This window comes from Streptomyces sp. NPDC002853 (assembly GCF_053591915.1).
In genome coordinates this window covers 380,472-404,783 of record NZ_JBSFUS010000005.1, presented here as the reverse complement: position 1 = coordinate 404,783, position 24,312 = coordinate 380,472, and the positions used below count along the sequence as shown (strand labels likewise).

Sequence of the window (24,312 nt, the reverse complement as noted above, 5' to 3'; positions counted from 1 at the left end):
TCACAGACCGGCCCCGTTCGCGACGACCCCGGACACACGAGTTCCGATCACCGGCGCGGCGCGCCGCCGGAGGGGCCCTAGGGTGGGCGGGTGCGTGATCTCGCCGCTCAGGCCCTGCTTCCGGTCAACGCGACGCTCGGCGTGGTGCTTCTCGTCCTGCTGCTCATCGCCGCCGCGGCCGCCGCCGCTTTCCGCCTCTCCCCCGACGGCACGTACGGCAGGGCGCGGGAGATCCTGGTGGCCGGGGTGCGGGCGGCCGTGCAGCTCGGCGTGGTGTCCCTGGTCATCGGCTGGGTGATCCACCACATCGTGGCGCTCTTCGCCTTCCTGCTCCTGATGTTCGCCGTCGCCGCGCGCACGGCGGGGCGCCGCATCACCTCCAACGGCAGCTGGTGGTGGGCGGCGCTGCCGATCGCGGCCCCGGTCGTCCCGGTGGTGGCAGCACTGGCCCTGGCCGGTCTGCTGCCGGTGAAGGGCATCGCCATGATCCCCGTGACGGGCATCCTGATCGGCGGCGCGCTGACCGCGACGGTGCTCGGAGGTCGCCGCGGCCTGGACGAACTCCACTCCCGCAAGGGCGAGTTCGAGGCGGGCCTGGCCCTCGGCATGCTCGACCGGGACGCCCGCCTCGAGGTGATCCGCCCCGCCGCCTCGGACGCCCTGCTCCCCGGCCTCGACCAGACCCGCACGGTGGGCCTGGTCACCCTGCCCGGAGCCTTCGTCGGCATGCTCCTGGGCGGCGCGTCACCGGTCCTGGCGGGCGCGGTGCAGCTGTTCGTCCTGATCGCCCTCATGGCGGTCCAGACGATCGCGGTGGCCACGACGGTCGAACTGGTCGCCCGGGGGCGGCTGCACCGGACGGCGATAATCTCGGGGTGACGAGGGGGGACCATGTCGCTTGCTGACCAACTGCCCGCACTGATCGGTGTCGTGGTGGGCTCCGTGGGGTCCTACGCGGCCCAGAGCCTGACCGAGCGGCGCAGATGGAAGATCCAGAAGCTGGAACGATGGGACGAGAAGCGGTTCGAGACGTACATCCGCTACGGAAACGCCCTCAAGGTGCAGCTGCGGATCGCTCAGCGCATCGGTGCGGCCATGGGGTACACGGACGTGACCGATCCGCTGGAGCCGAGCCACGGGTTCACCGAGCTGGCCGAGGCCGAGTCCCATCGCGCGGCCGAGTGGGAATCGATGCTGCTGGTCGGGGACGCGGCCACGATCGCGGCGGCCCGGAAGTGGCACGAAGCCGTGTGGACCATAGAGCTTCTCGTGCGGGAGGGCGTCAGCGCGTCGACCGACTGGGCCCGAGCACATGAGATCGCCAGCGCCGCACGCGATCGGTTCTACGAGAGCGCGCGCGGCGACCTCGGCATCGGTGGGGCTCCCCCGCCCTCGGGAGAATGGCCGCGCCAGTGGCGCGCCGAGTTGTCGGAGCGAACGGAGCCGCGCCCGTAGCAGGGCCTGCGCCGGTCTCCCCTCGGGCGCGCGGCGGGCGGAGCGTAGGCTCCGGACCATGTCTGTCTATGACGCGGTAAAGATCGAAAGCCTTCAGGGCGGCCCGGCGAACCTGGACCAGTACCAGGGCAAGGCCGTCCTGATCGTCAATGTCGCCTCCAAGTGTGGGCTCACCCCGCAGTACGCGGGCCTGGAGCGCCTGCAGGAGAAGTACGCGGGCCGTGGCTTCACGGTGCTCGGCGTGCCCTGCAACCAGTTCATGGGCCAGGAGCCCGGTACGTCCGAGGAGATCGCCGAGTTCTGTTCGGCCACGTACGGCGTGACGTTCCCGATGACCGAGAAGGTCGACGTGAACGGCGACGACCGGCACGCGCTGTACGGGCGCCTCGTGGACACGGCGGACGCCGAGGGGCACACCGGCGACATCCGCTGGAACTTCGAGAAGTTCCTCATCGCTCCGGACGGCGAGGTGGCGGCCCGGTTCGCCCCGCAGACCGAGCCGGACGCCCCCGAGGTCATCGCCGCGATCGAGGCGAACCTGCCGAAGTAACGTCACGCGCACCGAAGGGGCGCGGCACGCCGGCGGTCGCCGGTGTGCCGCGCCTTCGTCGTTCAGTGGGCGTGGTGACCGGCCCGCGCTTCCGCCGTGGTCTTGAGGGCGCCGAGCCACGCCTCGAGGCCCTGGCCGAGGATCTCGGTCGCGGCGGGGACGTTCGCCTCGACCTGCTCTCCGGTGTGGGTCTCCTCGGTGCGGACGAGGACACCGCCCTTGACCTTGGTGAAGGTCCACACGTGGACGCCGTCGATGCGCAGCCCTTCGCCGATCGCGGGGCCCGTCCAGCGGATGCACGCGTTGCGCTTGAGCTGTTCGACGGTGGAGGTGATGTCCAGGCTGGTGGCGGGGGTCGCCGGGTTGGGCGGTATCGGGGTCGTCCACCGGAATGCCGAGCCCTTGCGCAAGGGGCCGTGGTCGAGGCGGTCCACCGATGTGACGGGGGTCTGCCACGACGGCCAGCGCTCCACGTCGGTCTGCAGCTTGAAGACGGTGCTCAGCGGCGCGTGGATCACGGTCTCGGTCCGGTGGCGGACGAGCGCCTCGGGGTCGACGCCCTCTCCCCGGCAGGTGAGGGACTTGCCGTGGCCGGGCTGAGGGGTGGCTCCGGCGGGGGCCGCTGCCGTACCGAGGACACCGGCGACGGCGAGCGGGACGGCGACCAGTGCGGCGCGGACGGCGAAGCTGCGGGATCCGGTCATGGCATTCTCCTGGCGAAGTGGAAGCTAGAGGCTCGTTCGTTCGTTAGAAGGTATAACGCAACCGAGAACAGGCGGTCAACGGGCTGAGTGATAACCTCTAACGAAATCTTGAGCTTGTAGCCCAGGGGTAGAGGTGGGAGAGCCATGGCGAAGAGCGGGACGAGCACTCCGCGCGAGCGCTATCGCACCCAGGTACGCGCCGAGGTCAAGGAACGCGCCTGGGAGCAGATCGCCACGGCTGGAGCGTCCGCGCTCTCCCTCAATGCCATCGCCAAGCAGATGGGCATGAGCGGCCCCGCGCTCTACCGCTACTTCGCCGGCCGCGACGAACTGATCACCGAACTCATCCGGGACGCCTACCGAAGCCTCGCCGACACCGTGCACGCGGCCTCCACCGACGGCGCCGGCCTGGCCGGCCTCGCGCACGTCCTGCGCGACTGGGCCCTCGCGCACCCCCAGCGGTACTTCCTCATCTACGGCACCCCCGTGCCCGGCTACCACGCACCCGAGGACATCACCGGCATCTCGTCCGAGATCATGGCAACCCTGCTCGACGCCTGCGCGGAGCTCCTGCCGGACAGCCCCGAGACACCGTTCGGCAGCCATCTGCGGGACCACCGGGACTGGGCCCAGGGCCACCCCGCGCCGCCCGCCGCCCTCCACCGGGCCGTGTCCTTCTGGACCCGGATGCACGGAGTCCTGTCCCTGGAACTCTCGGGCCACTTCAGCGGCATGGGCTTCGACCCGGCCGAGCTCTTCGCGGCCGAGCTGGACGACCTGCTCGCCAAGCCCTGAGCCAGGCGATGGCCCGCCCCCGGCGAGCCCTCGGCCAGGACCTGACCGGTCGCGCAACTCCCCTGGGGCTCGGGCTTCTTCGTACGGCCCACGCGGGTCGAGCACACCACCGCCGAGCGTCCGATCCCCCTGCCCCCGGCCACCCCGTACATCCAGTAGGACCAAGCTGACCTGCGGGCTTCCGACCGCGCTCGTACGGTGACTGAATGGTCATCAGGTACCTCCCGCGCTCCTCATCCGTCCGCACCGCGGCCCTCGCGGCAGCCGCTCTGGTCCTCCTGTCCACACCCGTCGCCGCGGCCGGCGAAGAGCCCACGCCGCCCAAGCCGGGCCCCGTGTACTCCTCGAACCTCCTCGACCGGCCCGGCGTCCAGGTGCGGCCCGACGCCGGGGCCCCGGCCGTGCCGAGCGATGTCTCCGCGCTCTCCTGGCTGGTGGCCGACGCCCGTTCGGGCGAAGTGCTCGCCGCCCACAACGCGCACCGTCAACTGCCGCCCGCGTCCACCCTGAAGTCGCTCTTCGCCCTGACGGCCCTGCCCCACCTCGATGCCGTCGCCCGGCACCGGGTCACCCAGAGCGAGCTCTCCGAGGTCGGGGACGGCAGCAGCCTGGTGGGGGTGGAGGCGGGGCGCAGTTACACCGTCGCCGACCTGTGGCGTGGCGTGTTCCTCAGCTCCGGCAACGACGCCGTGCATGTGCTGGCCAAGCTCAACGGCGGCTGGCAGCAGACCGTCCGTCAGATGCGCGAGAAGGCCCGCGCCTTGGGCGCGCACGACACCCATGTGGTCTCGCCCGACGGGTACGACGCCGCGGGTCAGGTCTCCTCGGCGTACGACCTGGCGGTCTTCGGGCGGGCGGGCCTCGCGGACCCGCAGTTCGCCCGGTACTGCTCCACGTCGATCGCCAAGTTCCCGCACGGCAACTGGTCCTACCCCATCCAGAACACCAACCGGCTGCTCACCGGGGCTGATGGCGTGAGCCGCTATCCCGGCCTGCTCGGCATCAAGAACGGTTACACCAGCCACGCCGGCAACACCCTCATCAGCGCGGCGCAGCGCGGCAGCCGCACCCTCGTCGTGTCGGTGATGAACCCGCAGGCGAGCGGCGGGTACCGGGTGTACGAGGAGACCAGGGCGCTCCTCGACTGGGGGTTCAAGGCGGCAGGCCATGTGCGGCCGGTGGGTTCGCTGGTCTCCGAGAGCGAGAAGCGCGGCACGGCGCAGGGCGCCGCGCCCGCTGCCGAGCCGGCCGCCCACGCGGTCGGCTCGGGCGGCCCGGCGTGGACCACGATGCTCTTCTTCGCCGCCGGCTCGGCCGCTCTGGTGGTGGGTGCGACGCTGGGGATCCGGCGGCGGCGCACGGCGCGAGCGGACCGCCTGGCAGATCGCCAGTAGCCGAACGCATGCACGCGGCTCCCGGGGCGCAACCTCCGCTCAGACCCCGCCCAGCAACCGGTCGAGATCCTGCTCGAGGCCGAGCCCCTCGGTCTCGCGTCCCTCCGCCACGACGGCGTACGTACGGAGCAGGAACCGCCGCAGCACGGCTCTGTCGAACTGCACCAGGGCAAGACCCTGCGGCGCGTGGAACTCGAGAACCGTGCGCGCCCGCCCGCACGGCCAGATGTGCACGTCACCACCACCTGCGGGTGCCCGAAGCCCCTCCTCCATGAGCTGCCGGGCGAAGATCCAGGTGACTTCCGCGCCGTCGAGGGAGGCTTCCGGAGGGAAGACGATCTGCACGGCCAGCGGGTCGGCAGCCACATAGCGCAGGGTCACGGGCAGCGCGCGCTCACGGCCGTCGCGGGTGATCAGGCGGGCGCGGGCGGGCTGCTCAAGGGTGACGGCCATGATCGGACTCCTGTTCTGCGCAGCTGCCGCTGCTCGCACTGCGTTCTTCCGTGTCTGTTCGAGTCCGGGAAGAGGTGATTCATTACGCGACAACCGGGCCGAGATGTGTGACCTGCGCCACTCCTGCCAGGTCCGCCGTGTTCACCCTCGAACGCCGGACAGGCTGGTTTCACCGCGTTTCAGGAAGGGCGGCGACCGGGGAAAGGAGAACGCATGCTCCTAGCCCGCCTCGCACACGTATCCGCCACCGTGGCCACCACTCCCGCCCGGTCCCAGAAGATCGCGCTGCTCGCTGATCTCTTCCGTTCGGCCACACCCGCCGACGCCCCCATCGTCATCCCCTATCTGGCGGGGCGCCTCCCCCAGGGGAGGCTGGGCATCGGGTGGAGCCTCCTGAAGGACGCACCCGCGGCGGCCGTGGAGCCCAGCCTCACCGTGCAGGCCACTGACCAGGCCCTGACCGCCATCGGCGCCGTCTCCGGGCAGGGCTCCCAGGCCGAGCGCAAGCGACTGGTGGCGGAGCTGATGGGCGCGGCCACCGCGGAGGAGCAGCGGTTCCTCGTCGGACTGCTGACCGGCGAAGTGCGGCAGGGCGCGCTGGATGCCATCGCCGTGGAGGGGCTCGCCCGCGCCACCGAGGCGCCGCCCGCCGCCGTGCGCCGCGCGGTGATGCTGGCAGGGGCGGTGACTCCGGTCGCCGAAGCCCTCCTCGCGAGGGGGCCCGGCGCGGTCGAGGAGTTCCGGCTCGGCGTCGGGCAACCCGTGCTGCCGATGCTCGCGCACGGCGCCGTGTCCGTCACCGAGGGCGTCGGCAAGCTGGGCGGGCCGTGTGCCGTCGAGGAGAAGCTGGACGGAATCCGCGTCCAGGTGCACCGGGACGGAGATGACGTACGCGTCTACACCCGCACCCTGGACGACATCACCGACCGGCTGCCCGAACTCACCGCTGCCGCACTGGAGTTGCCGGGCGACACCTTCATTCTCGACGGCGAGGTCATCGCGCTCGACGGCGACGGCAGACCCCGGCCCTTCCAGGAGATCGCCGGGCGGGTCGGGTCCCGCCTCGACGTCACCACCGCCGCCGCGGGGCTGCCCGTGTCCCCCGTCTTCTTCGACGTCCTGTACGCGCAAGGGCGGGATCTGCTCGACCTGCCGTTCGCCGAGCGGCACACCCACCTGGCGCGGCTCGTCCCCGAGCCGATGCGGGTGCGTCGCGCCGTCGTCGCCGACCCCGCCGACGAGGCGGAGATCGGTGCCGCGGAGGAGTTCTTCGCCGACACGCTGCGCCGCGGCCACGAAGGCGTCGTGCTCAAGGCCCTCGACGCCCCGTACATCGCCGGGCGCCGCGGTGCGAGCTGGCTGAAGGTCAAGCCGGTGCACACCCTGGACCTCGTCGTGCTCGCCGCCGAGTGGGGGCACGGGCGGCGGACCGGCAAGCTGTCCAACCTGCACCTGGGTGCCCGGCGCGAGGACGGGACGTTCGCCATGCTCGGGAAGACCTTCAAGGGCATGACCGACGTGATGCTCGCCTGGCAGACCGAGCGGCTGCGTGAGATCGCGGTCAGCGACGACGGCTTCGTCGTGACCGTACGGCCGGAGCTCGTCGTCGAGATCGCCTACGACGGGCTGCAGAAGTCCACCCGCTATCCGGCCGGCGTCACGCTCCGCTTCGCCCGCGTCGTCCGCTACCGCGAGGACAAGTCGCCTACGGAAGCCGATTCCGTCGAGACGGTACTGGCACAACGTCAGCCCTAGACCCGGAGCGGGACCTCTACCACCAAGTTCTGGCAAAGAACGGGCCTATAGGGTGACCTTAACGCCGTATTGACGCCCATCAGCCAATCAGCAACTAGGGGAAGAGCTGTGTCCGCTTCACGTCTCAGCCAGACGCCACTCCCAGGCATCGGCATCCGGTACGACCTGACCACCCGAGAACACCGCCAGATCTCGGTCGTCGCGCACCGGGACGGCGCGCGAACCCTCAGCGCCTACCGTGCCGACGACCCCGACGAGTGCGCGCTCTCGCTGCGACTGAGCTCGGGTGAGGCGGACGCGCTGATCGACGCGCTGATGCCCTCGCACCACAGCCCCAATCTCCTGCACACCACCGACCTCGGTCTGGTCGCCGAGCGCATCGAGGTGGCCGGCTCCTCGCACTGGAACGGGCGGGTGCTCGGCGAGACCCAGATGCGCACCGAGACCGGCGCGTCCATCGTGGCGGTGCTGCGCAGGGCCGAGGCGATCCCGTCGCCCGCGCCCGACTTCCGCCTCGCGGGCGGGGACACCCTCATCGTGATCGGCACCCGCGAGGGTGTGGAGAGCGCCGCCGCGATACTCGGCCGGGAGTGATTCGATGCACTCCGCTGTCTTCCTGATCGAATTCGGCGCGATCATTCTCGCGCTCGGCCTTCTCGGCAGATTCGCCGGACGGTTCCGCTTCTCACCCATCCCCCTCTATCTGCTTGCCGGGCTCGCGTTCGGCGAGGGCGGGCTGCTTCCGCTGGGCGCCAGTGAGGAGTTCGTGGCGATCGGCGCCGAGATCGGCGTCATCCTGCTGCTGCTCATGCTGGGTCTCGAATACACCGCGAGCGACCTGGTCAGCAACCTCAAGACCCAGTACCCGGCCGGGCTCGTCGACATGGGGCTCAACGCCGTGCCGGGCGCCATCGCCGCGCTCCTGATGGGCTGGGGTCCGGTGGCCGCCGTCGTCCTCGCCGGCGTCACGTGGATCTCCTCCTCCGGCGTCATCGCGAAGGTCCTGAACGACCTGGGCCGCCTCGGCAACCGCGAGACACCCGTCATCCTCAGCATCCTGGTCCTCGAAGACCTGGCGATGGCGGTGTATCTGCCCATCATCACCGCCCTGTTGGCCGGTGTCGGCTGGGCCGCGGGCAGTCTCACCCTGGGCATCGCGCTCGGGGCCGCCGGTCTGGTGCTGTTCCTCGCCGTGCGCTACGGCCGCGTCATCTCGCGCTTCGTGTCGAGCGACGATCCCGAGAAGCTGCTCCTGGTCGTCCTTGGTCTGACGATCCTGGTCGCCGGGATCGCGCAGCAGCTCCAGGTCTCCGCCGCCGTGGGCGCCTTCCTTGTCGGCATCGCGCTGTCGGGCGAGGTCGCCGAGGGCGCGCACAGTCTCCTGGCGCCGCTGCGGGACCTGTTCGCCGCCGTGTTCTTCGTCTTCTTCGGCCTGCACACCGATCCGGCGAGCATCCCGCCGGTGCTGCTTCCCGCGCTCGTGCTCGCCGTCGTGACGGCGTGCACGAAGATCGCCACGGGGTACTGGGCGGCTCGCCGCGCCAAGATCTCCGTCAAGGGACGGTGGCGGGCGGGCGGCGCGCTTGTGGCGCGCGGCGAGTTCTCCATCGTCATCGCGGGTCTCGCCGTCACCGCGGGCATCGAGCCCCGGCTCGGCCCGCTGGCCACGGCGTACGTCCTGATCCTGGTGATCGTCGGCCCGCTGACCGCACGCTTCGCGCAGCCGGTGGCCGCACGCTTCTCCCGAAGCCGCAAAGCCACGGCGACGGTGTCCGTGCCGTCTCAGCGGGAGCCGGTCCCGGCCACGGAGGACTCGCTCGACGGACAGGGCACGGGCGGCCGTTCCTGATTCCGGCGCAGGGTGGACGTCAAGGCGCGGCCATGGCCCGATCATGTCGAGCATTGGCCGTCCACCCTGCTTCCCTAGCCAGGACCGCCGCCGAAGATGAGGCTCCGAGGAGTCCAGTCCAGGAGGAACGATGGCGTTGGAGATGCGGGACCGTTGCGAGCGCTGCGAGAAGGCGGCCCTGCCCCTCGACGCGCAGGCGCGTATCTGCTCCTACGAGTGCACGTTCTGCGAGCCGTGCGCCGTCGGCATGCGGCATGTCTGCCCGAACTGTGGCGGCGAGCTGGTGCGCCGCCCCACTCGCGCATCGGCCTGACGGCACCGCACGGCTGAGGGGGACCAACCCTGGGAAAGGCTCCGGCCGAGTTCGGCCGGAGCCTTTTCGCGTCGGGCGTCTCATCGCCCCACGGCGTACCCCTGCATCCCACGCGGGTTGGCCGCCGCCGAGAGCACCCCGGTCCGCGGGTCGCGCGCCACCGCGCACAGCCGCCCCTCCGACCAGGGCTCGCCCACCGTCACGTCGTGCCCGCGCCGCCGCAGCTCCTCGATGACCGCCTCGTCCATGCGGGACTCGACCGTGACGCTGCCCGGACGCATCCCGCGCGGGTAGAAGGAGCCGGGGAAGCTGTCGTTGTGCCAGTTGGGGGCGTCGATCGCGCCCTGGAGGTCGAGTCCTCCCCGCACTGAGCCGCGCAGCGCCACCGACAGGAAGAAGTGGAGCTGCCACTGGTCCTGCTGGTCCCCGCCGGGCGTGCCGAACGCCATCACCGGTACGCCGTCCTTGAGCGCGAGGGACGGTGTCAGGGTGGTGCGCGGGCGGCGGCCGGGCGTCAGGGAGTTGGGCAGGCCCTCCTCCAGCCAGGCCATCTGCAGGCGGGTGCCGAGCGGGAAGCCCAGTTCGGGGACGACCGGGTTGGACTGCAGCCAGCCGCCGCTCGGCGTGGCCGCGACCATGTTGCCCCAGCGGTCGACGATGTCCAGGTGGCAGGTGTCGCCGCGGGTGGCGCCGTCCGCCGAGACGGCCGGTTCGCCGGGCACCGGTGACGTGCCGCTCTTGGCGACCGTCGGCTCCCCGGCGCCCGCCCCGGGCAGGCCGAGCGCGTCGAAGCCGGGCTCGCCCGCGGCCACGGCACTCGCGTGGGCGGAGATCTGCGGGGTGCGCCCGCCGGGGCTGCCGGGGCGCAGGTCGTGCGACGCCTTCTCACCGATGAGCGTGCGCCGCTCCTCGTTGTACGCCTCGGACAGCAGGTCGCCGACAGGAACCGTGCCGACGCCGTCCGCGTCGCCGTACCAGGCCTCGCGGTCGGCCATGGCCAGCTTGCAGCCCTCGATCAGCAGGTGGACGTAGTCGGCCGAGCCGTAGGCGGGCAGGTCCGCGAGCGCCGAGGGGAGCACGGCGAGCTGCTGGAGGAAGGCCGGGCCCTGGCTCCAGCCGCCCGCCTTGCACAGCGTCCAGCCGTGCCAGTCGTACGTCGCCGGGGCCTCGTAGGTCGCCTCCCATACGGCGAGATCCGCTGCCGTCAGCGTTCCGGTGTGCCGGGAGCCGCTGGTGTCCATCGTGGGGACGCCGGACTGCCGTATCAGCGCCTCGGCGATGAACCCCTCGCTCCAGATCGTGCGCGCGGCCTCGATCTGCTCGACGCGCGAGCCGTTGCCGGCCTCCGCGATCACCCGGCGCCAGGTCGCCGCGAGCGCCGGGTTGCGAAAGAGCTCGCCGGGGCGCGGAGACCGACCACCCGGCAGGTAGATCTCGGCCGACGACGGCCATTCGGTCTCGAAGAGTTCACGCACCGTCTCGACGGTCTCGCCGACGCGCTCCACGGGCGCGTGGCCGTCCTCGGCATACCCGATGGCGTACGTGAGGACGTCGGCCAGGGACTTGGTCCCGTGGTCGCGCAGGAGCACCATCCACGCGTCGAAGGCGCCCGGCACGGCGGCCGCGAGCGGCCCGGTGCCCGGCACCAGTTCGAGGCCGAGCGAGCGGTAGTGGTCCACGCTCGCCCCGGCGGGCGCGACACCCTGCCCGCATAGGACCCGCACCTCCCCGTCGGCGGGGGCCAGGATGATCGGCACCTCGCCCGCCGGGCCGTTGAGGTGCGGCTCGACGACGTGCAGGACGAAACCGGCGGCGACCGCCGCGTCGTAGGCGTTGCCGCCGTCCTCCAGGACGGCCATCGCGGACTGCGAGGCGAGCCAGTGGGTGGAGGACACCATGCCGAAGGTGCCTTGGAGGGTCGGCCTAGTGGTGAACACGAGTGCTGCTCCTAGCGTGCGGTGCGGGTACTGGGGATCGTACGGAGGGTCGGGGCGGCGGCCGCGTCGGGAGCCGTGCCGTCGTCGGCGACCAAATGGCAGGAGACCTCGCGCCCGCCGTCCCCGGGAAGCAGGCGCAGCTCGGGCACCTCGACGCGGCAGCGGTCGACGGCCAGCGGGCAGCGCGTGTGGAAGCGGCACCCGGGCGGCGGGGCGAGCGGGCTCGGCAGCTCGCCGCTGAGGACGATGCGCTCGCGGGTGCGCTGGAGCGCCGGGTCGGGCACGGGCGCGGCGGACAGGAGCGCTTGCGTGTAAGGGTGCTTGGGGTCGGCGAACAGTTCGGCGGTCGGTGCCTGTTCGACGATCTGGCCGAGGTACATAACCGCGATGCGGTCGGCGAGGAACTCCACGGCGGCCAGGTCGTGCGTGATGAACAGGCAGCCGAAGCCGCGGTCCCGCTGCAGGTCGGCGAGGAGGTTGAGGACCGAGGCCTGCACGGAGACGTCGAGGGCCGAGGTGGGTTCGTCGGCCACCAGGAGGTCCGGGTCGACGGAGAGCGCGCGGGCGATGGAGATGCGCTGGCGCTGGCCGCCGGAGAGTTCGTGCGGGTGCCGGTCGGCGTGCTCGGGGCGCAGGCCGACCTGGCCGAGGAGTTCGGCCACGCGCGCGCGTGCCGCGTCCCCCTTGGCGATGCCGTGCAGGCGCAGGGGTTCGGTGATGATCTGCCCGACGGTCATGCGTGGGTCGAGCGAGGAGGAAGGGTCCTGGAAGACGAGGTGGAAGTCTTTCCGGAGGGGCCGCAGGGCACGGCGCGAGAGGCGGGTGACGTCCGTGCCGTTGATGCGGACCGTGCCGCCGGTGGGTTCGTCGAGACGTACGGCACAGCGCCCCACGGTCGACTTGCCGCTCCCCGACTCGCCCACCAGCCCGACGACTTCGCCCTTGCCGACGGTGAGCGTGACGCCGTCGGCGGCGCGCACGAAGCCACCGGGTGAGGCGAAGTGCCGCTCCAGGTCGACCAGTTCGAGCACCGGGGCCGTCTTGTCTTCGCGCGTCTGCGGGGGGATCACTGTCCGGCCTCCTGGATGGTGGGCGTGCCAACGGCGGCGTCCTGCGGGTGCCAGCAGGCCGCCCGGTGCGCGGCATCGGCACCGGCGTTCCGGGAGACCGCCTTGAAGCCGGGCCTGCCCGTCGTGCACCGGTCGTCGGCGTGCGCGCAGCGCGGGGCGAAGGTACAGGCGTCCGGCTGCGCGTCGAGGCTCGGCACGAGGCCGGGGATCTCGGGCAGCCGCCGCTTGCCCTCGCCGCCGGGACGCAGCACCGCGCCGAGGAGGCCGCGGGTGTACGGGTGGCGCGGCTCGGCGAACAGTTCGTGCACCGGGGCCTGTTCGACGGGGCGGCCCGCGTACATGACCAGGACGCGGTCGGCGGTGTCGGCCACCACGCCCAGGTCGTGGGTGATCAGCACGATCGCGGTGCCGAGCCGTTCCCGCAGGGACTGCAGGACTTCGAGGATGCCCGCCTGGACGGTGACGTCGAGTGCGGTGGTCGGCTCGTCGGCGATCAGGACGGACGGGTCGCAGGCGACCGCGACGGCGATCATGACGCGTTGCCGCATGCCGCCGCTGAGCTGGTGCGGATACTCGTCGACGCGCTGGGCGGGGGCGGGGATGCCCACCAGGCCGAGGAGGTCGACGCCGCGCGCGCGTGCCTCCTTCTTCGACAGGCCTTGGTGGCGGCGGAGCACCTCGCCTATCTGCCGGCCGATGGTCAGGACCGGGTTGAGCGAGGTCATCGGCTCCTGGAAGATCATCGCGATGTCCTTGCCGCGGACCCGCCCGAGTTCCTTCTCGCTCGCTCCTGCGATCTCGGCGCCGCCGAGTCTGATCGACCCCTCGATGTGCGCGGTGGGCGGCAGGAGCCCCATCACGGCCATCGCCGTGACGGACTTGCCGCATCCCGACTCACCGACCACCGCGAGCACTTCGCCCGGGGCGACGTCGTAGGAAAGGTGGTCGACGGCGTGCACGGTGCGGGTGTCGGAGCGGAAGGAGACGGACAGGTCGCGCACGCTCAGTACGGGCTCGGTCGTCGGCTGACTCATCGAGTGACTCATCGGGTGGCTCCTCGGGGGTCCAGGACGTCCCGCAGGCCGTCGCCGAGCAGATTGAACGCCAGGGTGGCCGCGACGACCGCGAGTCCGGGGAAGACCGCCATCCACGGTGCGGGCGCGAGGAAGGACTGTGCGCCGGAGAGCATCACGCCGAGCGACGCCTCGGGTGGCTGCACTCCCAGGCCGAGGAAGCTGAGCAGCGCCTCCCCGATGATCGCGGCGGGGATGCCGACGGTCGCCTGGACGGTCAGCGCCGAGGTGGCGTTGGGCAGGATGTGCCGGAAGAGGACGGTGGCGTCGCCGCCTCCGTTGGCGACGGCGGCGGCCACGTAGTCGACGTGCCGCAGCCGCAGGGTCTCCGCGCGGGTGATGCGGATGACGGCCGGGATCTGTGAGATGCCGATGGCGATGGTCGCGTTGGTGAGCGAGGGGCCGAGCACGGCGGCGAGCCCGACGGCGAGCACCAGGAAGGGGAAGGCCAGCATGGTGTCGGTGAGCCGCGAGACCACGCTGTCGGTGAACTTGCCGTAGTAGCCCGCGAGCAGGCCGAGCGGCACCCCGACGACGAACGCGAGCGCCACCGCGACCACGCCCACCTGCATGGAGGCCCGCGCCCCGTACACGACACGGGACAGCTGGTCGCGGCCGAGGTCGTCGGTGCCGAGCCAGTGCGACCAGCCGGGCGCGGCAAGGGCGTTGGCGAAGTCGGGGCGCGCGGGGTCGTACGGCGCGACCAGCGGGGCGAAGAGCGCCGCGAGGACGAACACGGCGGCGATGACGCCGCCGGTCATGGCGAGCCGGTTCCTGCGCAGGGCGCGCAGCTTGCCGCTGCCGCCGCCCGCTTTGACCGGACGTTTTTGCCCCAGTCGTGTGAGCACCGCTGTCGTCACCGGGCACCTCCGAGCCGGATGCGCGGGTCGATGACCGAATACGCCACGTCGACCAGCAGGTTGATGAAGATGTACGCGGCGGAGGTGCACAGCACCACGCCTTGCAGGGTCGCGTAGTCGCGGGTGAAGACGGCGTCGATGGTGAGCTTGCCGAAGCCGGGCAGGACGAAGATCTGCTCGGTGACGACGGCTCCCGAGATGAGGTGCCCGAGCTGGAGGCCGAGCACGGTCACGACGGTGACCAGGGAGTTGCGCAGCGCGTGCCCCCCGATGACCTCGCGCCGGGACAGGCCCTTGGCCCGCGCGGTGCGGACGTAGTCGGCGGAGAGCGAGTCGAGCATCGCCGCCCGCGTCTGGCGCATCACGACGGCCGCGAGCCCCGAGCCGAGGACGATCGCGGGCAGCACCATGCGGCGCAAATTGTCCAGCGGGTCGATGCCGAAGGGCACGTATCCGGAGGCCGAGAAGACCGGCACGGCGATGGCGAGGCCGAGGACCAGGACCATGCCCAGCCAGAAGGTGGGGATGGAGAGCCCGAGCAGGGCGAGCGCGTTGGCGAGCCACTCCTCCGGCTTTCCGCGTCGCACGGCGGCGACGATGCCCGCACCGATGCCGACCGTGACCGCCAGCAGCAGGGAGAGCGCCGCCAGTTCGAGGGTGATGGGCAGGGCCGCGGTGATCGCGTCGGAGACGGGGAGGCCGGTGCGTGAGGAGGTCCCCAGGTCGCCGGTGATCGCATGGCCGATGAAGCGCCCGTACTGGACGACGATGTTGTCGTTCAGGCCGTAGCTGTCGCGGATGGCGGCGAGCGCCTCGGGGCTGCGCTCCTCACCGGCGAGCGCGAGCGCCGGGTCGCCCGGCAGGGCGCGGATACCGGCGAAGACGACCATGCTGACCAGGACGAGCGTGATGAGGGACTGGCGCAGGCGGGTGAGCAGATAGGACGTCATGGGGCTCAGGCGCAGGGCGCTCGGGCGAGCGGCCTTCGGACGCGGCGGACTCAGGCTCATCGGGTGTACCCCGCAGTCGAGACGCGGACCAGGCCGTCGCCGTAGACGCGCACGCCCGCGACGTCCTTGCCGGCGACGATGTAGTTCTTCTGGCGGTAGAGGTAGATGAGCCCGCGTCGCTCCTGGGCACGCCGGGTCAACTCCCCGTAGATCTTGGTGCGTTCCTGCGGGTCGGCCTCGGCGCGGCCGCGCTCGACCAGCCGGTCGATGTCCGGATCCGAGAGCCCGTAGGCGTTCATCGCGCCGCGTGTCTGGAGGAAGCTGGCGATGTTGCCGTCCGGGTCGAGCCGCCCTGACCACCCGCTGGTGAAGGCGTCGTAGCGCCCGGAGTCGGTTTCCTCGAGCATCGTGGCGTACTCGGTGGGGCGCAGCGTGACCGCGAACCCCGCCTCCTTGGTCATGGCCTGCACGACCTGCCCGAGGCGGCTGGATTCGGGGGTCGTGGACACCTTCAGCTCGATGCGGACCGGTGTCTTCACACCCGCCTCCTTGAGGAGCCGCTTTGCCTTGCCGACGTCCCGCTTGGGGCAGGCACTCGCCTTGACGCCCGGGGCGATGGCGGACTCGGGCGAGACGGGGCCGCAGGCGGGCTCGTACATGCCCTGGAAGACGACCTTGTTGATGAGGTCGCGGTCGATGGCTAGCTCGAAGGCCTCGCGGACCCGGGGCTCTTGTGCGAGGGGTGTGTCGATGCGACCCGGCTTCTCGCCCAGGCCCTTGACGTTTCCGACGTTGAAGCCGATGCCCTGGTAGCCGAGCGAGGGCGAGTTGAAGAGCTGGAGGTCGGGCTCGGTGAGCGCGCTGCGTACGTCGACGGGTGTCATCTGGTCGCCGACCTGGATGTCTCCGGAGCGCAGGTTGGCCAGGCGTACGTTGCCGTCGGGTATCGGCTTGTAGATCACCTTGTCGAGGTGGACCCGGTCGGCCGCGTAGTAGTTCCGGTCCTTGGCGAGCACGATGCGGTCGCCGCCGACCCGCTCCACGTACTTGAACGGGCCCACGCAGGAGGGGTGGTTGGTGAAGTTCTTGCCGTACTTCTTGAGCGCGGTCGGCGACATCACCATGCCGGAGCGGTCGGCGAGGACGGCCGTGAGGGGGACATATGCCTGCTTGAGCGCGAGCTGCACGGTGTACGGGCCTGTCGCCCTCGCCCCGGCGAGCGGGGCGAGTTCGGTGGCGCGCGCGGAGCCGGCGAGGTCGCGGTGGCGCAGCAGCGAGGTGACGGCGGCGGCCGCGTCCAGCTTGGTCCCGTCGCTGAACCTGAGGCCCTTGCGCAGGCCGAAGGTGACGGTGCGGCCGTCCTTCGACGTCTTGGGCAGGGCGGTGGCGAGCTGCGGAATCACCGTTCCGTGTTCGTCGATGTCGTAGAGCTTCTCGCACATCCCGGCGAACACGGTGCGGCCCACGAGGGTCTGCGCGAGGGTCGGGTCGAGCTTGTCCGGGTCGGCGTTGAGGGCGACGGTGAGGGTGCCGCCGTCGCGCACGGGACGGTCGTCGGTCATGCGCTCACCGCCGACCTCGGTGGCCGAGGACTGCAGGGAGCCGCAGCCCGCCGTCAGGGACATCACCAGGGCAACTGCCGCGAGGGCAACCGCTTTTCGGCGCACGGGTAGGTACCTCCGCCAGGGTGGTTCCGGGCTGATCGTGGACGATCAAGGAATACGGCAGAACGTATTTCGCATACAGTCCGCACACAAGGGGTCCGTCCGGATGCCGGACCGGATTTGATGAAGATTGAATAACCGGGTGCGACAAATGGCTGCACGCTACATGCAGCGGACTTTCCGTCCATCAGGGGACGACGTGTCGTATGCCCGTCTCGTCCCCGCGTGCCCTCCGCCCGGACGCGCGCCCGTCGCTCGCCGGGCCGTTGTCGGTGCCCCGCGCTAGTCTCCGCGCAACTGACCGTTCCACCCCGTTCCGGGAGGTTTTCATGGTCTCGCGCCTCAACCCGTATCTCAGCTTCGGCGGCGACGCCCGCCAGGCCCTGGAGTTCTACAAGGAGGTCTTCGGCGGCGAGCTCGCGCTCAACACCTTCGGTGAAGCCGGCCAGCAGGACACCCCGTCCGCCGACAAGATCATGCACGGCATGCTGGAGGCACCCAACGGCTTCACCCTGATGGGCGCCGACACACCGCCCGGCATGGACCACACCCCGGGCAACAACTTCTCGGTGAGCCTCAGCGGCGACGACGAGGCCGAGCTGCGCGGCTACTGGGAGAAGTTGTCCTCCGGCGGCTCGGTGGCCGTGCCGCTGGAGAAACAGATGTGGGGCGACGTGTTCGGCATGTGCACGGACCGCTTCGGCATCCCCTGGATGGTCAACATCAGCCAGCAGAGCTGACCACCCCGAGAACCCTGCGCCGGCTCCGCGACCGGGCCCCACCGCGCCCCGGTCGCGGGCCCTGAGCAGCGCGTCTACGGTGTGACGGGGATGTCTTGAGAGGCGGGGGGACGTCTGGAGGCACCGATGGACCGCTCGCCCGCGCCCGAGCCCTTCGAAGCGGGACAGACCGCAGGATCCAGCGCCTCCGCTCCCCCGCATCCCAGCGGCGGCAGCCACGAGCACCGCTGGCTCATCCTCGGCATCGTCGGCATCGCCCAGCTCATGGTGGTCCTCGACGCGACGATCGTGAACATCGCGCTGCCCTCGGCCCAGCAGGACCTCGGGTTCAGCGACGGCAACCGCCAGTGGATCGTCACCGCCTACGCGCTCGCCTTCGGCAGCCTGCTGCTCCTCGGCGGGCGCATCGCCGACCTGGTGGGCCGCAAAGTGGTCTTCCTCGCCGGACTCGGCGGATTCGCGCTCGCCTCGGCCCTCGGCGGCGCGGCGTCCAGCTTCACCATGCTGGTGGTGGCCCGCGCCCTGCAGGGCGTGTTCGGCGCGCTCCTGGCGCCCGCCGCGCTGTCCCTGCTCACCACGACGTTCACCGACCCCAAGGAACGCGCCAAGGCGTTCGGCATCTACGGCGCCATCGCGGGCGCGGGCGGTGCGGTCGGTCTGCTCCTCGGCGGCATCCTGACCGAGTACCTGGACTGGCGCTGGTGCCTGTACGTGAACCTGATCTTCGCGGTGTTCGCCATGCTGGGCGGCGCCCGGCTGCTGCACGGCGGCAGGCCCGCCGACCGGCCGAAGCTGGACGTCCCGGGCACCCTGCTGGTCTCCGCGGGCCTCTTCTGCATCGTCTACGGCTTCTCCAATGCCGAGACGCACGCCTGGAGCGACGTGGACACCTGGGGCTTCCTCGTGGTCGGCGCCGTCCTCGTGGCGGCGTTCGCCTGGTGGCAGACGCGGGCCGCTCATCCGCTGCTCCCGCTGCGGGTGGTGCTCGACCGGGACCGCGGGGCGTCGTTCCTCGCGATGTTCATCTCCGGTGCGGGCATGTTCGGCGTCTTCCTGTTCCTGACGTACTACCTCCAGCAGATCCTGGGCTACACGCCGGTCAAGACGGGGCTCGCGTTCCTGCCGATGGTCGCCGTCATGGTGGTGATCTCGGTCGTCACGACCAACGTGCTCGTGCCGCGGTTCGGCGCGAAGCCGATCGTGCCGCTCGGCATGGGCCTGGCGGCTGCCGCGATGGCCTGGCTCACCGCACTCGACGTGCACAGCGGGTACGCGGCGCACGTGCTGCCGCCGCTGCTCGTCGCCGGTCTCGGCCTCGGCCTGGTCTTCGCACCGGCGATGAGCATGGCCACCGCCGGCGTCGCCGCGCACGACGCGGGAGTGGCATCGGCGATGGTCAACACCAGCCAGCAGGTGGGTGGTTCGATCGGCACGGCCCTGCTCAACTCCCTGGCCACGAGCGCCGCGGCCAACTACCTCGTGGGCAGGGATCCGACGCCACAGGTGAAGGCCCAGTCCGCGATGGAGAGTTACTCGACCGCGTACACGTGGTCGGCGGTCTTCTTCGCGGTCGGGCTGATCGTTACGGTCGTGCTGTACCGCAGGGGAGCTCCGGTCCACTCGGACGCGGGCGGCGGCGCGGTGCACATGTAGGACGGAGGGGCGATGGCAACCGCAGCGGAGGCTTCACCCGCGCAGGACGGCGACGGGGGCGTCACGCTGGCCTCGGCACGGGGCCGCTGGGTGCTCACCTGCGCCGTACTCGCGTCCGGCATGGCGATGCTGGACGGCACGGTGGTGAACGTCGCCCTGCCCACCCTCGGCCGGGACCTGGACACGTCCCTCGCGTCCCTGCAGTGGGTCGTCAACGCCTACATGCTCACCCTCTCCGCGCTGCTGCTGCTCGGCGGGGCGCTCGGCGACCGGATCGGGCGGCGGCGCACCCTGGTCATCGGCGTCGTGTGGTTCGCCGTCGCCTCGGCCCTGTGCGGGCTCGCCCAGAACGCCGGGACGCTCATCGCGGCGCGGGCGTTGCAGGGCATCGGCGGCGCGCTCCTCACGCCGGGGTCGCTCGCCCTGGTCCGTACGTCGTTCCGGCCGAAGGACCAGGCACGCGCGGTGGGCGCCTGGTCGGGTCTTGGCGGGGTGGCGGGCGCCGTCGGGCCCTTCCTGGGCGGCTGGCTGATCGACGGGCCCGGCTGGCGGTGGATCTTCCTGATCAATGTGCCGCTGGCGGCCCTCGTCCTCCTCGCGGTCCGCCATGTCCCGGAGAGCCGGGCCGAAGGCGCCGCCGAGAAGCCGTTCGACGTGACGGGGGCGTGCCTGGCGGCGCTGTTCCTCGCGGGCATCAGCTTCGCGCTGATCGGCGCCGCGGGAGACGCGTCGAAGGCGGCGGCGCTTCTGCCGGGGCTCGGCGGGCTCGCGGCGGGTGTCGCCTTCGTCGTGGTCGAGCACCGCCGCCGCAACCCGATGCTGCCGCTCTCCCTCTTCCGCTCCCGCCTGTTCAGCGCGGCCAACATCATGACGCTGTGCCTGTACGCGGCCATCGGCGGGCTCCTGTTCATGCTGCCGGTGCAGTTGCAGACGACGCTGGGCTACGACGCGCTGCAAGCGGGCACGGCAACGCTGCCGATCACGGTCCTGATGCTGCTGCTCTCGGCGGCCGCGGGCGATCTCGCGCGGCGGGTCGGGCCCACCTTGCCGCTGGTCGCGGGGCCGTTGATCGCGGCCGCCGGTGCGCTCCTGATGCTGCGGATCGAGCCCGGGGCCGCGTACGTCACCGAGGTCCTTCCCGCGGTCGTGGTCCTCGGCCTGGGGATGAGCCTGTTCGTGGCTCCGCTGACCGCCACGGTCCTCGCCTCGGTCGACGCCGGGCGCGCGGGCCTGGCCAGCGGCGTCAACAACACCGCGGCGCGAGTGGCCCAGATGCTGGTCGTCGCCGCGCTGCCGCTCGCGGTGGGCCTGTCCGGGACGGCGTACGCGGACGCCGACCTTCTGAACTCGGCGTTCGGCAAGGCGGCCGTGGGCTGTGCGGGCCTGTTCGTCCTCGCGGCGGCAGCGGCAGCCGTCTTCATCCGCCCACGGCCCGCTTCCTGGCATGAGGACGCGGGGAACACCCCACGCTGCAAGTCCCACCTGGGCGTCGAGGCACCGCCGTTGGAGCCGGGCAAGGACTGCGCGGGTTAGTCCGTCAGGCCACCGGGTCCGGTGCCTCGCGCACGAAGAGGGTGACCGTCACGCTCTCCTCGAAGCCGTTGCGGCGCATCAGCGTGGCGGACGCCGTGTTGCGCGACTCGACGTCGGTCACCACGGCGGTGGCACCGGCGGCGGTCAGCGTCGCGCAGCAGGCCTGCACCAGATGGCTGGCGACGCCCTTGCCCTGATGGGCGGGTGCGCTGGCGATCCACTCCAGGTTCCCCCAGTCCGTGCGCTGGTCGAACCCCATCGAGCCAAGGACGAACCCGGCGAGCTCGCCCCCGTCGAGCGCCACCCAGCAGGAGGAGGCATCGGCGTCCAGATGCCGGGCGATCGCCGAGAGCGACCAGGAGGTGTACGGCTTCACCGTGGTGTCGTACAGCTCACGTCCCAGGGCGAGTACGTCGGCCAGATGGGTGGGGGCCATGCGTTCGAGAACGATCGGGGACCGCTGGTGAGCGGCGGCGGCTGACATGGAACCTCCCAGGTGACGGACGCCGGGACCCGCGCGGGGGCAGGACGGTGACCGGCTGCTTCTCACGCTATGAGGCCCGAGGGCGTCGCGCACGCCAGGGCCGGCCGGGCCGAGCGGATCCACCGGGGCCCGCGGTTCGATGCGGAGCCCTTTAACAGACTGCCGTGGCAAGCGCCTATCGTGGTGCGCATGTCCGCTCCTGAGCTGATCCGCATCGTCTCCCGTTCCTCCCCCATGGCGCTGGCCCAGGTGGAGCGCGTACGCGCCGAACTCGCCGCGCTGCACCCCGGGATCCGGACGGAGGTCGTACCGGTCACGACCTCCGGGGACCGCTGGATGGGGGACCTCGCGAAGCTCGGCGGCAAGGGCGCGTTCACCAAGGAGGTCGACGCCGCGCTGCTCGCCGGCGAGGCGGACCTCGCGGTGCACTGCGTCAAGGACGTACCGGCGGACCGGCCGCTCCCGGCGGGCACCACCTTCGCCGCGTTCCTCAAGCGCGACGACATCCGTGACGCGCTCATCCATCCCGGCGGGCTCACCCTGGACGAGCTGCCCGCGGGCACCCGCATCGGCACGTCGTCGGTGCGCCGCATCGCGCAACTCGCCGCATCGCACCCGGAGTTGCAGTGCGTCCCGATGCGCGGGAACGCCGGGCGCCGGATGGAGAAGCTGGCCGCCGGCGACGCGGACGCGCTGCTGCTCGCGGTGTCGGGCCTCGAGCGCATCGACCGTATGGACGTGGTCACCGAGGTGCTCTCGGTGGAGACGATGTGCCCGCCGATCGGCGCGGGCATCCTGGCGCTGCAGTGCCGCGAGGAGGACACGCGGACCATCGACGCCGTGTCGGGCCTCGGCGACCCGGAGGCCTGGCGGGAGGCCACCGCCGAGCGCATGTTCCTGCACGTCCTGCAGGGGCACTGCAACTCCCCCATCGCCGGGTACGCGCGCTGCGAGCGGGGCGGCGACCTCTCGCTGCGCGCCCGGGTCTTCACCCCGGACGGCAAGACCGTCCTCAACGCCCACGAGTGGGCAGGGCCGCTCGACCCGGCGACGCTCGGCACGTCCGTGGCGGTCACGCTGCTCCGCCAGGGCGCGCGCGAGCTGATCGACTCGATCGCGCACTGAAACCCCCGCGTCGAGGGCGCTCACGCGACGGTGACCCGCACGCCGAGGGCGGCGATGGCCTCCAGCTCACCTCCGGCCGCTCCGGCGTCGGTCACGAGGGTGTGCACGCCGACCGTCGGGCAGATCTTGGCGAACGTCGCTCTGCCGATCTTGGTGTGGTCGGCGACCACGACGGTACGGCTGCTGTGTCCCGCGAAGGCGCGGTCGGTGGCCGCCTCCAACTGGTCGTGCGTGGTGCACCCGTGGGCGGCACTGATGCCGTCCACGCCGAGGAACGCGATGTCCGTGTGGTGGTCGGCGAGGGTCTTCTCCGCGATGGGGCCGACCAGTTCGTAGCTCTCGCTGCGGGCGGTGCCGCCAACCACGATCAGGGTGACGGTCGGGCGCAGGACGAGGGCGGCCGCGATGTTCACGGCGTTGGTGACGATCGTGACGGGGCCGCGGTCGGCGAGCAGCCTGGCCACTTCCGTGGTGGTGCTGCCGCCGGTGAGCCCGACCACCGCACCCGCGGGGACCAGCCGGGCGGCGGCCCGCGCGATGGCCTGCTTCTGCGGGGAGCGCTGGTCGATCCGGTGCCTGAGCGGCACCTCGATGCTCACACCGCCGAGGACCGCGCCGCCGTGCGTGCGCTCAAGGAGTCGCTGGTCGCTCAGCTGCCGCAGGTCGCGGCGCACCGTCGCCTGCGAGACGCCGAGCAGCCCGGCCAACTGCGTGACGTCCGCGCTGCCCTGGGCGGCGACATGCTCAAGTATCCGCGCCTGGCGGTCGCTTCTCAGCACTGGGCGAGCATAGACCCCGGACGCCTTTTCGAGCAGAGTCCCGCACGATTCGTGCGCGCTTTTGCGCGAGTCGGCCAAGTGCTCTCCAGTCCGCATCTCTTGACATGACCGAAGCTGCTCGATTAACTCCCTGGCACGCCGATGCCGAGCACTCGGCGCAGAGGTACGCCTAGCCGGTAGTTGGCCTCGGCCATGAGCCCGGACTGAGTCGCCAGGACCCTTCTTGTGTCCGAGGCGGGGACGTGCCCCCAGACATCTGGAGCTCTGAGATGAGCCTCAATCGTGTTCTGCGCAGGGGTGTCGCCGCGTCCGCGGCCCTCACGGCCACCGCGGCCGCCTGCCTGCTCGCCCCGTCGACCGCCTCCGCGGGCGCGACCGCCGCCCCGCTGCCGCCGCGGCACGCCGGGTTCGACTACCAGATAGGCGGCGCGTACACACCGCCCGCCGGGGTCGAGACCGTCAGCCGGGACGCGGCGGCGGCCCCCGCGCCCGGCCTGTACAACATCTGCTACCTCAACGCCTTCCAGGCCCAGCCGGGAGCGGAGGACGACTGGGACCCCGACCTGCTGCTGCGGGACGACAACGGCGATGTCGTGTACGACGGCGACTGGGGCGAGGCCGTCCTGGACATCCGCACCGCGGGCAAGCGGGAGCGCATCGCCGCCAAGGTCGGCGGCTGGATCGACCGCTGCGCCGACCAGGGCTTCCAGGCCGTCGAGCCGGACAACTACGACACCTTCACCCGCTTCCCCGACCTGCTCACGGCCGATCAGGCCATGTCCTTCGTCGCGCTGCTCTCCGCGCACGCCCACGACCAGGGCCTGGCCGTCGCGCAGAAGAACACTCCTCAGCTGGCCGGTGAGCGGCATCGGACGGGGCTCGACTTCGCCGTCGCCGAGGAGTGCGGCGCGTACGACGAGTGCGGGGACTACACCTCCGCGTTCGGCGACGACGTCCTGGTCATCGAGTACACGGACGCCGGACTGCGCAAGGCCTGCGCGGGCTTCGGCGACCGGCTGGGCATCGTGCGCCGCGACGTCGACGTGACGCCCGCGGGCAGTGACGGACACGTCCGCCGGACCTGCTGAATTCCCGGCCCTTCCGGCCTCTCCCCCTCCCTCGCCATGGACGCCCCGGCCCATGGCCCCCGCGTGCCCATGGACCTTCCGCGCCGCG

24 protein-coding genes are annotated in these 24,312 nt (G+C 71.5%); 14 read left to right on the top strand and 10 right to left on the bottom strand.

What is annotated here, in order from left to right; genetic code table 11:
* Positions 1-90 precede the first annotated feature (90 nt).
* The 3 genes from ACWD02_RS16445 to ACWD02_RS16435 are packed head-to-tail and all read left to right on the top strand — an operon-like array spanning position 91 to position 2,005.
* Positions 91-879, top strand: coding sequence for an ABC transporter permease (locus ACWD02_RS16445; protein WP_451210350.1), 789 nt, complete (start codon positions 91-93; stop codon positions 877-879).
* A 12-nt stretch (positions 880-891) separates the two neighbouring features.
* Positions 892-1,455 (top strand): hypothetical protein, encoded by a 564-nt coding sequence (locus tag ACWD02_RS16440; protein WP_451210347.1) that lies wholly within the window; start codon positions 892-894, stop codon positions 1,453-1,455.
* Between the two features lie 58 nt (positions 1,456-1,513).
* Positions 1,514-2,005, top strand: coding sequence for a glutathione peroxidase (locus ACWD02_RS16435; protein ID WP_451210345.1), 492 nt, complete (start codon positions 1,514-1,516; stop codon positions 2,003-2,005).
* Positions 2,006-2,067: 62 nt separating this feature from the next.
* Here ACWD02_RS16435 and ACWD02_RS16430 read toward each other — a convergent pair whose 3' ends face one another.
* A complete protein-coding gene (locus tag ACWD02_RS16430; RefSeq protein WP_451210341.1) occupies positions 2,068-2,709 on the bottom strand; it encodes an SRPBCC family protein in 642 nt (213 codons plus the stop codon).
* Between the two features lie 144 nt (positions 2,710-2,853).
* Between ACWD02_RS16430 and ACWD02_RS16425 the strand changes: the two genes are divergently transcribed.
* Both ACWD02_RS16425 and ACWD02_RS16420 read left to right on the top strand, forming a co-directional pair.
* Positions 2,854-3,504, top strand: a complete 651-nt coding sequence (locus tag ACWD02_RS16425) for a TetR/AcrR family transcriptional regulator (RefSeq protein WP_451210338.1) — start codon at positions 2,854-2,856, stop codon at positions 3,502-3,504.
* Positions 3,505-3,710: 206 nt separating this feature from the next.
* Entirely contained in the window at positions 3,711-4,898 is a 1,188-nt protein-coding gene (locus ACWD02_RS16420) for a D-alanyl-D-alanine carboxypeptidase family protein (RefSeq protein ID WP_451210337.1), read from the top strand.
* A gap of 39 nt (positions 4,899-4,937) precedes the next feature.
* Here ACWD02_RS16420 and ACWD02_RS16415 read toward each other — a convergent pair whose 3' ends face one another.
* Positions 4,938-5,351 carry an SsgA family sporulation/cell division regulator gene (locus ACWD02_RS16415; protein ID WP_451210334.1) on the bottom strand — a complete coding sequence of 138 codons (414 nt, stop codon included), beginning with the start codon at positions 5,349-5,351 and terminating at the stop codon, positions 4,938-4,940.
* A gap of 213 nt (positions 5,352-5,564) precedes the next feature.
* Here ACWD02_RS16415 and ACWD02_RS16410 point away from each other — a divergent pair, with 213 nt between their 5' ends.
* From ACWD02_RS16410 to ACWD02_RS16395, 4 genes are all read left to right on the top strand, one after another.
* On the top strand, positions 5,565-7,106 hold the full coding sequence (locus ACWD02_RS16410; protein WP_451210331.1) for an ATP-dependent DNA ligase: 1,542 nt from the start codon (positions 5,565-5,567) through the stop codon (positions 7,104-7,106).
* Between the two features lie 108 nt (positions 7,107-7,214).
* Complete coding sequence (locus ACWD02_RS16405) at positions 7,215-7,700, top strand: cation:proton antiporter regulatory subunit (protein WP_365817790.1); 486 nt, start codon at positions 7,215-7,217, stop codon at positions 7,698-7,700.
* A gap of 4 nt (positions 7,701-7,704) precedes the next feature.
* Entirely contained in the window at positions 7,705-8,955 is a 1,251-nt protein-coding gene (locus ACWD02_RS16400) for a cation:proton antiporter (protein WP_451210328.1), read from the top strand.
* A gap of 130 nt (positions 8,956-9,085) precedes the next feature.
* A complete protein-coding gene (locus tag ACWD02_RS16395) occupies positions 9,086-9,268 on the top strand; it encodes a DUF1272 domain-containing protein (RefSeq protein ID WP_451210325.1) in 183 nt (60 codons plus the stop codon).
* Positions 9,269-9,348: 80 nt separating this feature from the next.
* On the opposite strand, the gene ACWD02_RS16390 is transcribed toward ACWD02_RS16395, so the two are convergent.
* Genes ACWD02_RS16390 through ACWD02_RS16365 form a run of 6 tightly spaced genes read right to left on the bottom strand, consistent with a single transcriptional unit; the run spans position 9,349 to position 16,825 of the window.
* Positions 9,349-11,205 carry a gamma-glutamyltransferase family protein gene (locus ACWD02_RS16390; RefSeq protein WP_451210323.1) on the bottom strand — a complete coding sequence of 619 codons (1,857 nt, stop codon included), beginning with the start codon at positions 11,203-11,205 and terminating at the stop codon, positions 9,349-9,351.
* Between the two features lie 11 nt (positions 11,206-11,216).
* Positions 11,217-12,275: an ABC transporter ATP-binding protein gene (locus ACWD02_RS16385; RefSeq protein WP_451210320.1), complete on the bottom strand. Its 1,059-nt coding sequence runs from the start codon at positions 12,273-12,275 to the stop codon at positions 11,217-11,219.
* The gene (locus ACWD02_RS16380; protein WP_451210317.1) at positions 12,272-13,321 is read right to left on the bottom strand and encodes an ABC transporter ATP-binding protein; all 1,050 of its coding nucleotides are present in this window, start codon (positions 13,319-13,321) and stop codon (positions 12,272-12,274) included. The genes ACWD02_RS16385 and ACWD02_RS16380 overlap by 4 nt, the downstream gene beginning before the upstream one ends.
* Complete coding sequence (locus ACWD02_RS16375) at positions 13,318-14,208, bottom strand: ABC transporter permease (protein WP_451210314.1); 891 nt, start codon at positions 14,206-14,208, stop codon at positions 13,318-13,320. The genes ACWD02_RS16380 and ACWD02_RS16375 overlap by 4 nt, the downstream gene beginning before the upstream one ends.
* Complete coding sequence (locus ACWD02_RS16370) at positions 14,205-15,158, bottom strand: ABC transporter permease (RefSeq protein ID WP_451210797.1); 954 nt, start codon at positions 15,156-15,158, stop codon at positions 14,205-14,207. Before ACWD02_RS16370 ends, ACWD02_RS16375 begins: the two co-directional genes overlap by 4 nt.
* Before the next feature lie 56 nt (positions 15,159-15,214).
* Complete coding sequence (locus tag ACWD02_RS16365; protein ID WP_451210311.1) at positions 15,215-16,825, bottom strand: ABC transporter substrate-binding protein; 1,611 nt, start codon at positions 16,823-16,825, stop codon at positions 15,215-15,217.
* 326 nt (positions 16,826-17,151) lie between these two features.
* Here ACWD02_RS16365 and ACWD02_RS16360 point away from each other — a divergent pair, with 326 nt between their 5' ends.
* From ACWD02_RS16360 to ACWD02_RS16350, 3 genes are all read left to right on the top strand, one after another.
* Complete coding sequence (locus ACWD02_RS16360; protein ID WP_451210309.1) at positions 17,152-17,562, top strand: VOC family protein; 411 nt, start codon at positions 17,152-17,154, stop codon at positions 17,560-17,562.
* Positions 17,563-17,688: 126 nt separating this feature from the next.
* The gene (locus tag ACWD02_RS16355; RefSeq protein ID WP_451210306.1) at positions 17,689-19,215 is read left to right on the top strand and encodes an MFS transporter; all 1,527 of its coding nucleotides are present in this window, start codon (positions 17,689-17,691) and stop codon (positions 19,213-19,215) included.
* A gap of 12 nt (positions 19,216-19,227) precedes the next feature.
* Positions 19,228-20,748, top strand: coding sequence for an MFS transporter (locus tag ACWD02_RS16350; protein WP_451210303.1), 1,521 nt, complete (start codon positions 19,228-19,230; stop codon positions 20,746-20,748).
* A 4-nt stretch (positions 20,749-20,752) separates the two neighbouring features.
* Here the strand turns inward: ACWD02_RS16350 and ACWD02_RS16345 are convergent, their stop codons facing one another.
* Positions 20,753-21,232 carry a GNAT family N-acetyltransferase gene (locus ACWD02_RS16345; RefSeq protein ID WP_451210300.1) on the bottom strand — a complete coding sequence of 160 codons (480 nt, stop codon included), beginning with the start codon at positions 21,230-21,232 and terminating at the stop codon, positions 20,753-20,755.
* 189 nt (positions 21,233-21,421) lie between these two features.
* Between ACWD02_RS16345 and hemC the strand changes: the two genes are divergently transcribed.
* Positions 21,422-22,357: a hydroxymethylbilane synthase gene (hemC, locus tag ACWD02_RS16340; RefSeq protein WP_451210297.1), complete on the top strand. Its 936-nt coding sequence runs from the start codon at positions 21,422-21,424 to the stop codon at positions 22,355-22,357.
* Positions 22,358-22,377: 20 nt separating this feature from the next.
* On the opposite strand, the gene ACWD02_RS16335 is transcribed toward hemC, so the two are convergent.
* Positions 22,378-23,136, bottom strand: coding sequence for a DeoR/GlpR family DNA-binding transcription regulator (locus tag ACWD02_RS16335; protein ID WP_451210294.1), 759 nt, complete (start codon positions 23,134-23,136; stop codon positions 22,378-22,380).
* Between the two features lie 269 nt (positions 23,137-23,405).
* Here ACWD02_RS16335 and ACWD02_RS16330 point away from each other — a divergent pair, with 269 nt between their 5' ends.
* Positions 23,406-24,224, top strand: a complete 819-nt coding sequence (locus tag ACWD02_RS16330) for an endo alpha-1,4 polygalactosaminidase (RefSeq protein ID WP_451210291.1) — start codon at positions 23,406-23,408, stop codon at positions 24,222-24,224.
* Positions 24,225-24,312: the final 88 nt, after the last annotated feature.